Source organism: Chromohalobacter israelensis DSM 3043, assembly GCF_000055785.1.
GTDB classification, from domain to species: Bacteria; Pseudomonadota; Gammaproteobacteria; order Pseudomonadales; family Halomonadaceae; genus Chromohalobacter; species Chromohalobacter israelensis.
Genome location: NC_007963.1, coordinates 1,615,390 through 1,628,219 on the forward strand (window position 1 = coordinate 1,615,390; position 12,830 = coordinate 1,628,219).

At 62.3% G+C, this 12,830-nt stretch carries 13 protein-coding genes; 4 read left to right on the plus strand and 9 right to left on the minus strand.

Annotated features, from left to right (window positions below; translation table 11 throughout):
* Positions 1 to 100: 100 nt before the first annotated feature.
* Complete coding sequence (locus tag CSAL_RS07245) at positions 101 to 415, minus strand: chaperone modulator CbpM (RefSeq protein WP_011506727.1); 315 nt, start codon at positions 413 to 415, stop codon at positions 101 to 103.
* Positions 408 to 1,349: a DnaJ C-terminal domain-containing protein gene (locus CSAL_RS07250; RefSeq protein WP_043558162.1), complete on the minus strand. Its 942-nt coding sequence runs from the start codon at positions 1,347 to 1,349 to the stop codon at positions 408 to 410. Before CSAL_RS07250 ends, CSAL_RS07245 begins: the two co-directional genes overlap by 8 nt.
* Positions 1,350 to 1,695: 346 nt before the next feature.
* On the opposite strand from CSAL_RS07250, the gene CSAL_RS07255 reads away from it, so the two are divergent.
* Positions 1,696 to 2,205: an Hsp20/alpha crystallin family protein gene (locus CSAL_RS07255; RefSeq protein ID WP_011506729.1), complete on the plus strand. Its 510-nt coding sequence runs from the start codon at positions 1,696 to 1,698 to the stop codon at positions 2,203 to 2,205.
* An 85-nt stretch (positions 2,206 to 2,290) separates the two neighbouring features.
* Here the strand turns inward: CSAL_RS07255 and CSAL_RS07260 are convergent, their stop codons facing one another.
* The 7 genes from CSAL_RS07260 to CSAL_RS07285 all read right to left on the minus strand — a co-directional run bounded on the left by CSAL_RS07260 (position 2,291) and on the right by CSAL_RS07285 (position 10,683).
* Positions 2,291 to 2,611 (minus strand): TraR/DksA family transcriptional regulator, encoded by a 321-nt coding sequence (locus tag CSAL_RS07260; protein ID WP_011506730.1) that lies wholly within the window; start codon positions 2,609 to 2,611, stop codon positions 2,291 to 2,293.
* 99 nt (positions 2,612 to 2,710) lie between these two features.
* Complete coding sequence (locus CSAL_RS07265) at positions 2,711 to 3,826, minus strand: ABC transporter permease (protein ID WP_011506731.1); 1,116 nt, start codon at positions 3,824 to 3,826, stop codon at positions 2,711 to 2,713.
* A gap of 1 nt (position 3,827) precedes the next feature.
* Positions 3,828 to 6,554: a ribosome-associated ATPase/putative transporter RbbA gene (gene rbbA / locus CSAL_RS07270; RefSeq protein ID WP_011506732.1), complete on the minus strand. Its 2,727-nt coding sequence runs from the start codon at positions 6,552 to 6,554 to the stop codon at positions 3,828 to 3,830.
* Positions 6,551 to 7,627 carry an HlyD family secretion protein gene (locus CSAL_RS07275; RefSeq protein ID WP_011506733.1) on the minus strand — a complete coding sequence of 359 codons (1,077 nt, stop codon included), beginning with the start codon at positions 7,625 to 7,627 and terminating at the stop codon, positions 6,551 to 6,553. The genes rbbA and CSAL_RS07275 overlap by 4 nt, the downstream gene beginning before the upstream one ends.
* 256 nt (positions 7,628 to 7,883) lie before the next feature.
* Complete coding sequence (locus tag CSAL_RS07280) at positions 7,884 to 8,900, minus strand: isocitrate dehydrogenase (protein ID WP_011506734.1); 1,017 nt, start codon at positions 8,898 to 8,900, stop codon at positions 7,884 to 7,886.
* Positions 8,901 to 8,909: 9 nt separating this feature from the next.
* Positions 8,910 to 9,392: an STAS domain-containing protein gene (locus tag CSAL_RS17710; protein WP_244846526.1), complete on the minus strand. Its 483-nt coding sequence runs from the start codon at positions 9,390 to 9,392 to the stop codon at positions 8,910 to 8,912.
* A 1-nt stretch (position 9,393) separates the two neighbouring features.
* On the minus strand, positions 9,394 to 10,683 hold the full coding sequence (locus tag CSAL_RS07285) for a SulP family inorganic anion transporter (RefSeq protein WP_244846529.1): 1,290 nt from the start codon (positions 10,681 to 10,683) through the stop codon (positions 9,394 to 9,396).
* A 207-nt stretch (positions 10,684 to 10,890) separates the two neighbouring features.
* Between CSAL_RS07285 and CSAL_RS07290 the strand changes: the two genes are divergently transcribed.
* From CSAL_RS07290 to CSAL_RS07300, 3 genes are all read left to right on the plus strand, one after another.
* Positions 10,891 to 11,097 carry a ribbon-helix-helix protein gene (locus CSAL_RS07290; RefSeq protein ID WP_011506735.1) on the plus strand — a complete coding sequence of 69 codons (207 nt, stop codon included), beginning with the start codon at positions 10,891 to 10,893 and terminating at the stop codon, positions 11,095 to 11,097.
* A gap of 89 nt (positions 11,098 to 11,186) precedes the next feature.
* Entirely contained in the window at positions 11,187 to 11,498 is a 312-nt protein-coding gene (locus tag CSAL_RS07295) for a hypothetical protein (RefSeq protein ID WP_043558164.1), read from the plus strand.
* A gap of 202 nt (positions 11,499 to 11,700) precedes the next feature.
* A complete protein-coding gene (locus CSAL_RS07300) occupies positions 11,701 to 12,702 on the plus strand; it encodes an aldo/keto reductase (protein WP_011506737.1) in 1,002 nt (333 codons plus the stop codon).
* The last annotated feature ends 128 nt before the right edge of the window (positions 12,703 to 12,830 follow it).

A 12,830-nucleotide genomic window follows, 5' to 3' on the forward strand; every position in this document is an offset into this window, starting at 1 on the left:
CACTGTATTTCTTGATGATTTGCCATGGCGGTCAAGCTGAATGACGCAGCCTGCCGTGTGCCTGGCTGGCTCCATCTGCCACAGGGCGCGTCGTTGTGGGTCATTCGAGCTTCAGGCCGGCCGCGCGAAGGCGTCCTCTCAGATGGTCCACTTCCTCGAACAGGTCGGCCACCAGGGCGGCGAGTTCCGGTTCGGCGTCGAAGTCGAACTCCATCTGGCGCAGACGGCGGGCGCGGGTCAGGTCATGGCTGGTAAAGCGCCACTGGGAGAGGTAGCGTGTGCCGTCGCCAAGCATGCCGCTTTCCACGCGTTCCACGACCCATTGCCGCTCGACGGCGCAGGCACGCGCGAATTCTTCCAGCGTCAGGCGGGCGTCGTCGAGCACCTCGGCCTCGATTGCATTGTATTCAGCCATTGGCTTGTCTCGTCTGGCGTGGGTTGAACGGCATGTCGCGTGCCATGCTTTCGTAGAGGCGGCGGGCCTTGTCGGTATGGGCCGGCGGCAGCACGACCTCCAGCACGAAGTAGAGATCACCGGGTTCGTCGCCGGGGAGGCCACGTCCCTTCAAGCGTAGCTTGCGCCCGCCCTGCGAGCCCTTGGGGATCTTGAGGTGGACCTGACCCGAGGGCGTGGGCACGTCGATGGCGGCGCCGAGCGCCGCTTCCCAGGGAGCCACCCGCAACGTCGCGAAGACATCCCGACCTTCGACGCGGTAGTCCGGGTTCGGTGTGAAGTGCACTTCGAGATAGAGGTTGCCGGGCTCGCCGCCGCCAATGCCGGGTTGCCCCTGGCCTGCCAGCCGAATGTGCTGACCTTCCTTGATGCCTTTGGGAATGCGTACCTTGAGGTTGTGTTCGCGAACCGAGACGTGCCCCTGGGCATCGGTTTGCGGCACGTGCAGCGTCACGGTACGAACCGCGCCGCGGTAGGCATCCTCCAGGTCGACATAGATTCTGGCATGGCGGTCGCCGCCCTGCATGCTATGGCCGCGATACGTTCGCGGGCCTCCTCGACCGAACAAGTTGGCGAAGAAGTCACTGAACTCGCCCAGGTCGATATCCTCGAAACCGCCGCCCGAGAACTCGAAACCCGCATCCCAATCCGGCGGCGGTCGGAAGTCCTGTCCGGCATGATAGCGCTCGCCAAGCTGGTCGTAAGCGGCCCGTTTTTCGGGATCGGTGAGCACCGCCTTGGCCTCGTTGATCTCCTGCATGCGCAGGGCGGCATCGGGCTCCTTGCTGATGTCGGGATGGTATTTGCGTGCCAGCTTGCGATAGGCCTTCTTGATGTCGGGGATGGCCGCGTCCCGGTCGACTCCCAACGTCTGGTAGTAGTCTTTGAATTCCACAGAATCGTTCCACTCGATCAACACTGCATGGATGACATCGTCAAGAATAGTCCCCGTTGCCTGATCGGGTGACGCTTTCTTGCGCTCGATGTCATGTCGGTGATGTCGTCGGGTTGTTTTGCGCCGGCCTCTGACTGGTATAAACCTTTCCGAACCCGCTGGTAACGGTGTTTTGTGGAGGATCGGTGAAGGGATGTATCGGGCGTGTCACGGGTTGCGATATATGTGCAGTGCTTGATCTGGATCAAATTCTTATATTTTGCGGATGGACTATTTTTTTACAGCGCCAAGGGGCGCGTTTGTTGGGACACATTCCACGGCTGGTTGACAGCAAGAGAGGTATGTCATGTCCGATAAAAAGTTCAAGGAAGCCGCAACGAGTGTTCAGAGTACGCCGGCCGTCTCCGACGATCAGGTCGTCAGGTCTCGCGCCATGAGTCCGTTCGGCGAGCTGGATCGCATGTTCGATAGCCTGTTTGCCCGGGACTGGATGCTTCCCCACCGTTGGGAGCGTCTGACGGGACTGAAATCGACCATGCCCAGGGTCGATATACTCGACAAGGACGCGGAAGTGATATTGCGGGCGGAAATACCCGGGATCGAGCCGCAGGACGTCGATGTGTCGGTCACCGACAGGACGGTGACGATCAAGGGAGAAAGCCACCGGGAAAGCCGCAAGGAAGAAGGCGATTACTATCGCTGTGAAATATCGCAAGGCAGCGTGATGCGTACGGTGGATCTGCCCTGTGACATCGATGCCGACAAGGCCGAAGCCACTTTCAAGAATGGCATTCTCGAGGTGACCTTGCCCAAGCTCAAGGAAGCCCACCGCAGAAAGCTGCATATCAAGGCTTGAGGCGTTCGCACGGCAAGGCAATGCCTTGCCGCGCTTTCATGGGGCCATCAGTCGCTTGCCGATTCGCGATGGCGGCAGGGCGACCTCAGCGGTCGGCGCACGCCTTGCAGCGCGTCGTGTAGGGCAGAGCCTCGAGTCGCTCGGGCGCGATCAAACCGCCACATATCTCGCAATGATCTCCGACGCCGGTATCGAGCCGTGCCAGAGCGCGTTCCACCTGGGCCAGCTCCGTCCTGGCCTCGTCTTCCAGTCGCGCGATGACTTCGTCGTTGCGGACCTCCAGCGCCTGGTCATCGAGATCCTTGTCCAAGGCACCACTCGTGCGGTGCTGGTGGGCCTCGTAGTGACGAATGCGCTCCAGCAACTCCAGTCGTAGCGTTTCCAGTCTCGTTTTTCGTTCTTGCATGGTCGTCAGGCACCTGGGGTATCTCTTGACAGGATAGTCGCGTTGAGTGGCATTCGGCTGGGTATTTCTTGATGTCGATCACGATCGGTGCCTGCCTGCTCATCCCAGCGACTTCCGCAGCCGGGAAAGGGCGAAGGTGAAGAATAGCGTGCCGATCGCCATCAGGGCTGCGAACTGGGGCCAGACGACCGATAACCCCGCGCCGCGAAAAAGGATGCCTTGACTCAGCATCACGAAATGGGTCGTCGGCGCGACGAGCATGATGTCCTGGATGAACGCCGGCATGCTTTCCCGGGGCGTGGTACCTCCGGAGAGCATCTGCAACGGGATCAGGGTGAGGATGATCAACAGCCCGAGTTGCGGCATGGAGCGCGCCACGGTGCCGAAGAAGATGCCCATTGAGGTGGTGGCGAACAAATGCAGCATGGTGCCGAGCAGGAACAGGGCGAACGAGCCGGCCAGCGGCACCCCCAGCCAGCGATGGACCACGAGATGCAAGGCCAGCGTCGAGGCCACCAGTACCACCAGTCCCATCGACCAGACCTTGGCCAGCATGATCTCGAAGGGCGTGACCGGCATCACGAGCAGATGCTCGATGGTGCCATGCTCACGCTCGCGGATCAGCGCCGCGCCGGTGAGAATGATCGAGAGCATGGTGACATGATTGATGACGTCGTTCACTGCACCGAACCAGGACTCGATCAGGTTGGGGTTGTAGGCCGCGCGTATCACCGCCTGCACTGCCGGCTCGCCCGTGGCGCCCGGCCCATCGAGGAAGGCGGCGACCTCGCTGTGAATGATCTGCTGCAGGTGGCCGGCACCGGTGAATGCCTGGCTGATCTGGGTGGCATCGACGTTGAGCTGCAGCGTGACCGTTTCACCGTCGAGCAGGTCGCGCTGGAAGCCGGGCGGAATGTCGAGGGTGAAGGTGTAGCGACCCGCGTCCATGCCGGCGTCCATTTCCTCGTGCGCGACCCGTTGCGGGGCGAGGAAATAAGGGGCTTGCAACGCATCCAGGAGGCGCTCGGAGGCGGGTGAGCGGTCCTCGTCGACCACGGCGATGGCCGCCCGGTGCGGAATCTCCGGTACGCTGGTGGCGCTGGCATAGATGCTGAGGGTGAAGGCATAGACGATGAGCGTCATCATCGCCGGATCGCGCAACAGCGCGCGCAGTTCCTTGATGCCAAGATGCAGGACGTTGGCAGGCCTTGGCATGTCACTTCTCCTGTTTGCCGAGGGCAACGAGGCTGAGCCCGCCGAGCACGGGGAGCGTTGCCAGCAAGGCCAGAAAGTAGGGATACAAGTCAGCCAATCCCAGGGCCTTGGAGAACACGCCCCGGCAGATCAGCAGAAAATGGGTGGTGGGGTAGAGTTGTCCGATCACGGCAGAGGTGCCTTCCAGAGAGGCCACAGGGTTGAACATGCCCGAGAACTGCAGCGCCGGCACCAGCGTGCCGATCGTGGTGCCGAAGATGGCGGCGATCTGGCTGTTGAACAGCGTCGAGAACAAGAATCCCAGCCCCGTGGCGCACATCACGTACAACAATGCGCCCAGGGTCAGGGTCAGCAGGTTGCCCTTGAGGGGCACATCGAACACGAGGATCGACAGCAGCACCAGCAGCAGGAAATTGACCAGGCCCAGCGTCACGTAGGGCAGTTGCTTGCCGATCAGGAATTCCAGGCGTGTCACCGGCGTGACGTAGAAGTTGGTGATGGAGCCGAGCTCCTTCTCGCGCACCACCCCCAGCGCGGTCAGCATGGCCGGAATCATCATCAGCAACAGCGACATGATCGTCGGCACCATGGCCGGCAAGCTCTGCACGTCGGGGTTGTAGCGATAGCGCAGCGCAATGTCGACCTGCCCGCTATCGGCGCGCGTGCCCATGCCGTGCGCCAGCTCCTGCAGATAGGCATCGTGGATGCCTACCACGTACCCCCGGATGGTATTGGCGCGACTCGGCATGGCGCCGTCGATCCAGTACGCCACCTGGGGCGAGTCGCCGCGTTTGAGCCGCCTCCCGAAATCGGGCGGTATTTCCACCGCGAGGCTGATGTCACCGCTGCGCAGGCGTGTTTCCAGATCCGCATAGCTCTGCAGCGGTGCCTTTTCCTGGAAGTAGCGCGAGCCGGACAGGTTGAGCGCATAGTGCTGGCTGGTCGTGGTCTGGTCACGGTCGAGCACGGCGAAGGCGAGACGATCGACGTCCATGTTGATGCCGTACCCCATGATGAACATCAACACGAGGGTACCGATCATCGCCATGGTGGCCCGTACCGGGTCGCGGCGTAGCTCGATGCTCTCGCGCCGGGCGTAACTGAGCAGTCGCCGGCCACTGAAACGCGGTGGCGGCGTATCGTTCATGGCCGTGTCGGAGGCGGAAAGCGCCATGGGAGCGGCGCCGGTCGATGCGCCAGGCGAGGCGGCGTCGCGCAGATAGCCGATGAAGGCCTGTTCCAGTGTATCGCTGCCTCGGTTTGCGATCAGCGCCTGCGGGGTGTCGGTGGCGAGCACCCGGCCAGCATGCATCAACGCGACGCGATCGCAGCGCATGGCCTCGTTCATGAAATGGGTGGAAATGAAAATGGTGACGCCGTCCTCCCGCGACATCTGTACCAACTGATGCCAGAAGTCGTCGCGGTTGATCGGATCGACGCCGGAGGTGGGTTCGTCGAGAATCAGGATTTCCGGACGATGGAGCACCGCCACCGCCAGCGACAAACGCTGGCGGACGCCCAGTGGCAGGCGTCCGGGCAACCGGTCGACGACGTGCTCGAGGTCGAAACGGGTCAGCAGCGCAGGGCGGCGCTGGCGGTAGTCGTCTTCCGACAGCTGAAAGAGCCGAGCATGCAGGTCGAGGTTCTGGCCCACGCTGAGTTCGCTGTACAGCGAGAAGGCCTGCGACATGTAACCGATGCGCCGCCGGGTCGCGATGTCGTCGGGGGCCACCGGCTGGCCGAACAGCCGGGCCTGGCCTGCCTCGAAAGGCAGCAGTCCGGTGAGCATCTTCATGGTGGTCGACTTGCCGCAGCCGTTGGAACCCACAAAGCCGAAGATCTCGCCGCGGGCGATGCGAAAGTCGACGTGATCCACGGCGGTGAAATCGCCGAATCGCTTGGTCAGTCCATGGGCCTCGATGGCGGTCTCGTCGTTGGTGCGTCGCGGGGGAATGTCCAGCTGCTGATGCGTGCGGCGCTGGTCCTCGGGCAGCAACTGGATGAAGGCCGCTTCCAGCGTCGTGCAGCGGGTGCGTTCGAGCAGGGCCCGGGGCGTGCCGGTATCCAGTAGTCGGCCCTCGTTCATGACCACCAGCCAGTCGAAGCGCTGGGCCTCGTCCATGTAGGCGGTGGCGACGAGCACGCTCATGTGAAGACGTTGCTGGCGGAGACGGGCGATGAGCTCCCAGAACTGGCTCCGCGAGAGTGGATCGACCCCGGTCGTGGGCTCATCGAGGATCAGCAGGTCGGGATCGTGAATCAGCGCGCAGCACAGGCCCAGCTTCTGTTTCATGCCGCCGGAGAGCTTGCCGGCGGGGCGCTCGAGGAACTCGGACAGTCCCGTGCTGCGGGTCAGGTCGAGAATGCGGCCTTCTCGCTCGGCCTGGTTCTGGCCGAAGAGACGTGCGAAGAACTCGAGATTCTCGCGCACCGTCAGGGTCGCATACAGGTTCTTGCCGAGGCCCTGTGGCATGTAGGCGATACGCGGTCCCGTCAGGCGACGATGCCTGGCGTTCGCCATGTCGCCGCCGAGCACCTCGACGTTGCCTCGCTGGCGGCGTCGAGCACCGGCCACCAGCGCCAGCAGGCTCGACTTGCCAACGCCGTCGGGACCGATCAGGCCGACCATGCGCCGGGCCGGAACGTCCAGGTCCACGTCGGCCAGGGCCGTGGTCGCGGCATACCGCAGGCTGACGCCGCGCAGCCGGGCGATGAGGTCTTCACTCATGGCGGCAGGTTCACCTGCAAGGACGCGGGCCACGCGGCGTCGGGCGCCAGCTTGAGATAGGCCATGCCGGGAAGGCCGGTCTTGACCTGTTCGAGATGCTCCTTCAACAACTGCGGATCGACGCGTGCGCGAATCCGGAACATGAGCTTGTCCCGCTCGCTGGCGGTTTCCACCGTCTTGGGTGTGAACTGGGCGGCGCTGGCGACGAAGCTGACACGAGCGGGAATCACGTATTCCGGAGCGGCATCCAGCACCAGGCGCACGTCATCGCCCAGCGCCACGCGGCCGGCCTGCGAGGTGGGCAAAAAGAACGTCATGTAGACATCGGTCAGGTCGATCAGGTTGAGCACCTTGCCCCCGGGGGCGAGGACTTCGCCAGGTTCCGCCACGCGATATTGCACCCGGGCCAGCCGATCGGCCTGCAACCGACTGTCATCGAGATCCGCCTGGATTCTCGCCACATTGGCGTCGGCGGCGTCGATGGCGGACTGCGCCTCGATGACCTGGGAGCGGGCCGCGACGATGGCCGCCTGGGCCGCCGCGACCTGGGCCCGGGCCGCTGCCAGCGCGGCTTCCGCGCTTTGCATGACCGCCAGATCATCGTCGGCCTGCTGGCGGGAGATGGAATGACGCTGCACCAGCGCCTGGGAGCGTTCATGGCGCTTGCGTGCCGCCGTCAGTTCCGCCTGGCGTTGATGCACGACGGCTTCCGCGGCGGCCTTGGTGCTTTCGCTCTGAGCCACCTGAGCGTGGGCGGTCTGCAAGGCGTTGCGCATGCGCTGCAGCTCGGCCCGAGCCTGGCGCGATTCCGCCTCGAGCGCTCGCGTGTCCATGCGGGCCAGTATCTGGCCGGGGCTGACGAATTCACCCTCTCCGACCCGTATCTCGGCGACCCTGCCACCCAGTTTGGTGGCGATGTCGATTTCGGTCGCCTCCATGCGGCCGTTGCCACGTGCGATGACGTTCTCATCGTCGCCGGGTCGCAGCGTCTGCCAGGCGGCAATCCCGGCGATGCCCGCCAGGGCGGCGAGCACCAGGGCTGAAAAAAGACGCTTGCGGTGGGACATGTTCATGAGGCTCGCGGCTCCGTTCGCCAGGGCATGATTCGTGACGCCGTTGATGCGCATGCCGCTGCCGGAGGCGCGTCGAATCTGCAGCTAGTATAGGCGAGGGAGATCACGGCAATGACACGCGACCGTGTGGCGTGACAGCGCACCCCGGAAAGGCGCGCCAAGCCGGGGCTCGCTGCTCATCCGCTGCATGCAGACTCTGAATGCCAATAGCCTTGGCTAACGGATGTCTCAGGAGCTGCGATCAGAGTCATGCGGCTTATCGGTCATGCAGGTGGGCGACCAAAGCCTCGGCAAAGGTATCGGTAGTCCCGGTTCCGCCCATGTCAGGTGTCACTCGATCTCGAGCCGTTTCCAGCACCGTCCGGATCGTTCGACGAATCCGGGCTCCTTTATCCACCATGCCCAAGTGATCGAGCATATCCGCAGCGGCCAATAGCAGTGCACATGGATTGGCGAGCTTTTGCCCGGCGATATCCGGCGCCGAGCCATGCACCGCCTCGAAAATAGCGGCTTCTGTGCCAATGTTCGCGCCCGGTGCCAGCCCCAGGCCGCCGATCAGCCCGGCACAGAGATCCGAGAGGATGTCGCCAAAAAGGTTGGTCGTGACGATAACGTCGAACTGGTGAGGGTTCATCACCAGCTGCATACAGGCGTTATCGACAATCATTTCCTGGAACTCGATGTCCGGATATTCTTTCGCTACCTCACGGGCGACATCGAGGAAAAGTCCGGAACTGGTCTTGATGATGTTGGCCTTGTGAACGGCCGTGACTTTTTTCCGATTGCGTTGATGTGCCAGTTCGAAGGCATGGCGCACGATGCGCTCCGATCCCCGGCGAGTCACTCGGATGCTGGAGAATGCCGTCTCGCCATCATCGGAGAGGCTCTGCCCGTCGGAGAGATACGCACCCTCGGTATTCTCGCGTACCGTGATCAGGTCAATATTGTCATAGCGTGAGCGAGTACCAGGGAAACTGATCGCTGGGCGAACATTGGCATAAAGATCGAATTCACGGCGCAGCTGGACATTCAGGGACGATATTCCGCTACCGATCGGCGTCGTCAAGGGGCCTTTCAGTGCTATGCGGTGCTTTCTTATCGCTGCGATCGTCTCAGCGGGCATTGGCTGTCCATGCGTTTCCTGCGCAGTCAGCCCGGCATCCAGAAATTCATATTGCAGGCCACAGTCCAGTGCATTCAGGACGCTGAGTGTCGCCTCCATGATTTCGGGGCCTATGCCATCCCCCTTCAGTACTGCAATCGTCTGGCTCATTGTCATGCCTCAGTCGGTGTTGCGATCCATTTCGTGTCGCTCGTGATGCCAACGTAGCGCGACGGTTCTGGCCGATTGCAAGTCGCTACGGTAGGTCAGCATTCCAGCGACTTTTCGAATACCTGCACGGCGCAGCTTGACGATAATGCGTGTGGGTAACCCTACCAGGATTAGAGCCACTCCCTCGCGATGCATTTCGCCGATGAGCGACTGGAGGGCGACGATGGCCGTGCCATCCATGCTGGGAACCTTGCGCATGTCTATCAAGACGGTCTGGACCTGACGGTCCACTCGATGAAGGGATGTGAGGGCCTTCTCGGCCACTCCGAAGAACAAGGGACCATTGATTTCGTACACCGCCATTTCTGGAGGCAGCCCGGTGACGGCAGGGTGCCGTTCTGCCTCGAGGCGATCGGTCGTGGTCAGCAAGGCCATGCGGCGGATAAAGAGTGCTGCGGCCAACCCCATGCCGACTGCGACGGCCAGGACCATGTCAAACAGAACGGTCAGGCCGAAACAGGTGACAAGGATGGCGGGCGTCGCCGGGAGGCGCCGAGCGCAAGGTGTGCAGGAAATGACGCGCTTCGCTCATGTTCCAGGCAATGATGAACAGCAGCGCCGCCAGTGCGGCCATGGGAACGAGGCCCAGCAATCCGGCGAGCGCGATGACGGCCAACAGTACCACGACGGAGTGCACCACCGCGGCGATGGGGGAGCGCCCGCCGCTGCGGATGTTGGTCGCCGTCCGGGCAATAGCCGCCGTGGCCGTTATGCCACCGAAGAGTGGTGCCACGATGTTGCCCAGCCCTTGGCCAACCAGCTCGGCGTTGGGGTCATGCTTGGTCTTGGTCAGGCCATCCGATACCACCGCGCATAGCAGTGATTCGATGGCGCCTAGCATGGCGATGGCGAAGGCGGGCCCCAGCAGCGCTCGAATCAGCTCGAAATTCAGCTCCAATGGAGCGCCATCGGGACCTGGTAGCAGCCAGGGAGCCGTGAAGGACGGCGCTATCGGGGGAATCCCCGTTCCCGTCTCGCCATTGGCCTCCCAGGTAAAGCGGGAGGCAATCGTCTCGACGGCCGGTGCGCTTTCGCTGGCGAACCACTGATTGGCTGCGTAAGCCGCGATAGCGCCCGCGATCAACCCGACAAGAGGCGCGGGAATGGGGACATGCAAGCGTGGCCATAGCAACATGACAATCAGAGCCAATACCCCAATGCCGAACTCGAGAGGATCGAGCGTGGGCAGCGAGGCGACGATCCGCCCCAGGTTTTCGACGAAATGCTCACCGAGCTGTCCGACGCTCAACCCCAGGAAATCGGGAATCTGCAGGACCGCGATGACGACTGCAATCCCGGCCGTGAAGCCAAGAACCACAGGGTAAGGCACGAACTCGATCAGGCGGCCCATTCGGGTAATCCCCAGGACCACCAGGATGATGCCGGCCATCATCGAGGCGATGAGCAATCCGCCGAGACCGTATTGCTGGACAATCGGGAACAGAATGACGACGAAAGCGGCGGTCGGGCCTGACACATTGAAACGCGAGCCGCCGGTCAACGCGATGATGGCCCCGGCCACAATGGCTGTGTAAAGGCCGTGCTGAGGAGGAACACCTGTCGCGATCGCCAATGCCATCGAGAGTGGCACGGCCACGGTGCCGATGGTGAGGCCAGCCATCACATCTTTGCGTAAATCGGCGAGGCCGTACCCGCTCCGCCATGCCGTGCGAAGTCCTGAAGAGATGCTGGGCAAGTCCACGTAAAACCTTTGGCGTGACATACGATGCCCCTCGCTGTCATGCCCCTCACCATGGTGGTGTCGAGCGGAGCATTGGGTATGAGGAAGGATGATTATGTTAATGACATTAACATGCAGTTATAATCAGGTGCAAACGTAGACGCATACCTGCTCTCGGAATAGCGCAGGGCATTGCGACATGAAGGCCATGGCATTAACATTTGATGTTAATAAAAGAGGAGAATGCTCATGGAAAAGAAAACGGCTCGCCTCACATTGCTGATAGACCCACAGAAGAAACGCGCCTTCGAGGAGTTGTGTGCCTTACAGGACCTGACGCCATCGCAAGTCGTGCGGCAGCTGATACGTGATTATCTACACAAGCATGGGGTGGAGTACGGCTCGCAGCTGCAGGAAGACGAAAAAAATCCCTCGACCTGGTCCTCGAGCTTCTAGCAAGGCCCCGTTTGTCCTCCGCCACTCGGCATCTGTGGTCGAAAAGCTATGCCATGACGCCAGGTTCTACGCCTTTAACGGACACTGCTATGCACAATCTATGGATTCCAGTGGTTGCCATTCTCGCCGTTGCCGGCTTGATCTTCGGTGGTCAGGCCTATTCCGAGGCGCAACGTGATACTCACATCGCCACGGCCATAGCGGAAGAACACCAAAGTCAGACGCCTGCCGAGCTTTCACACTCGATTCGCGTCAACAAGGGCTATGGCGTATGCGGTGACTACACGCTTGCCAACGGCGAAACCGGATCCTTTTATTACAACAGTGCCACCAAGCGATTGGCGTTGGACGCGAATGCCGATCTGTATCGCGACAATTGCGCGGGCGTCTCTGACTCGTGAGATGTTGATAAGACAGGATCGGCTCCTGAGGGCGGCGGTCTTGGGGGCATGGCGCGTCAGCCTGTGGCTTGGCGCCAGGAAAGCGGACACGTTCCGGTGTGGGATGACAGCGCACCCCGGGAAGGTGTTCTCTTGCTAAGCTGGGGCTCTGTCATCCCGGTCGTCGACCGGTCGTGTTCTTTTTGCGTACAAGGATTTCTCCATGCCGAACATGTTGTCTTTGCTCGAGGAAGTCGCGTCACCGACCATCGGGCTCGGTTGCATGAACCTGTCCCATGGTTACGGGGCGCCGGTGCCGGAAGCCGAAGGCGTACGAGCGTTGCAGGCGGCGTTCGAGATGGGCTATCGGCATTTCGACACCGCGACCCTCTATGGCGCGACCGCCAACGAGTCGCTGGTGGGCAAGGCGCTCGAGGGACGACGCGATCAGTTGCTGCTGGCCAGCAAATGCGGCATGGCGATCGACCCGGCGCTCGGCCGCAAGGTGATCGACGGTCGCCCCGAGACGCTGCGTCGCCAGTGCGAGGCGAGCCTGCAGCGTCTGCGGACCGATCGACTGGATCTCTATTACCTGCATCGCATGGACCGCCAGGTCCCCATCGAGGAGAGCGTCGGGGCACTGGGGCGGCTGGTCGAGGAGGGCAAGCTGCGTGCCGTGGGGTTGTCCGAGGTCTCCGCCGAGACGCTGCGTCGTGCCCATGCCGAGTATCCGGTGGCGGCGGTACAGTCGGAATACTCACTGTGGACGCGCAATCCTGAGATCGCCTTGCTTGCGGCATGCCGTGAACTGAGCACTACGCTGGTGGCATTCAGCCCGCTGGGCCGAGGCTTTCTCGCGGATGCAGTCCCGGATCCGGCGCGTCTGGAAGAAAGCGACATGCGACGCGGTATGCCGCGTTTCAGTGCCGAGCATTACCCGCATAACCAGCGCTTGCTGACGGATTTCACCGCGCTCGCTGAGGCGCTGTCGATGACGCCGGGGCAATTGGCGCTGGCGTGGGTGACGGCGCAGGGGGCCGATATCGTGCCCATTCCCGGCACGCGCGACATCGCGCACATGCGTGAGAACCTGGCGGCGGAAACGCGGTATCTGGACGACGCGTCGCTCGCCCGGCTGAACGCGATGATGACCCCCGATCAGGTCAGGGGCGGGCGCTACAGCGAAGCCCAGCAGGCGGACATCGATACCGAGGAGTTCGCCTGACGACCATCCTGTGCGCGCCGCGTTTCACGCACAGTGCGTGTCGGTGATCTCTGACAGGCAAATGACCGAGCAGGCTCTAGGATGAAAGTGCGGCGAGGGATGCGCCGTGCCAACTCCCGGCTAGGATG

Bases quoted from the DNA above. Each gene is read 5' to 3' on its own strand.
- CSAL_RS07295 (WP_043558164.1), top strand. From the start codon at position 11,187: ATGCACAATCTATGGATTCCAGTGGTTGCCATTCTCGCCGTTGCCGGC.
- CSAL_RS07290 (WP_011506735.1), top strand. From the start codon at position 10,891: ATGGAAAAGAAAACGGCTCGCCTCACATTGCTGATAGACCCACAGAAG.
- CSAL_RS07255 (WP_011506729.1), top strand. From the start codon at position 1,696: ATGTCCGATAAAAAGTTCAAGGAAGCCGCAACGAGTGTTCAGAGTACG.
- CSAL_RS07285 (WP_244846529.1), bottom strand. From the start codon at position 10,683: ATGTCACGCCAAAGGTTTTACGTGGACTTGCCCAGCATCTCTTCAGGA.
- CSAL_RS07260 (WP_011506730.1), bottom strand. From the start codon at position 2,611: ATGCAAGAACGAAAAACGAGACTGGAAACGCTACGACTGGAGTTGCTG.
- CSAL_RS07265 (WP_011506731.1), bottom strand. From the start codon at position 3,826: ATGCCAAGGCCTGCCAACGTCCTGCATCTTGGCATCAAGGAACTGCGC.
- rbbA (WP_011506732.1), bottom strand. From the start codon at position 6,554: ATGAGTGAAGACCTCATCGCCCGGCTGCGCGGCGTCAGCCTGCGGTAT.
- CSAL_RS07280 (WP_011506734.1), bottom strand. From the start codon at position 8,900: ATGAGCCAGACGATTGCAGTACTGAAGGGGGATGGCATAGGCCCCGAA.
- CSAL_RS07300 (WP_011506737.1), top strand. From the start codon at position 11,701: ATGCCGAACATGTTGTCTTTGCTCGAGGAAGTCGCGTCACCGACCATC.
- CSAL_RS07245 (WP_011506727.1), bottom strand. From the start codon at position 415: ATGGCTGAATACAATGCAATCGAGGCCGAGGTGCTCGACGACGCCCGC.
- CSAL_RS07275 (WP_011506733.1), bottom strand. From the start codon at position 7,627: ATGAACATGTCCCACCGCAAGCGTCTTTTTTCAGCCCTGGTGCTCGCC.
- CSAL_RS17710 (WP_244846526.1), bottom strand. From the start codon at position 9,392: ATGGTCCTGGCCGTCGCAGTCGGCATGGGGTTGGCCGCAGCACTCTTT.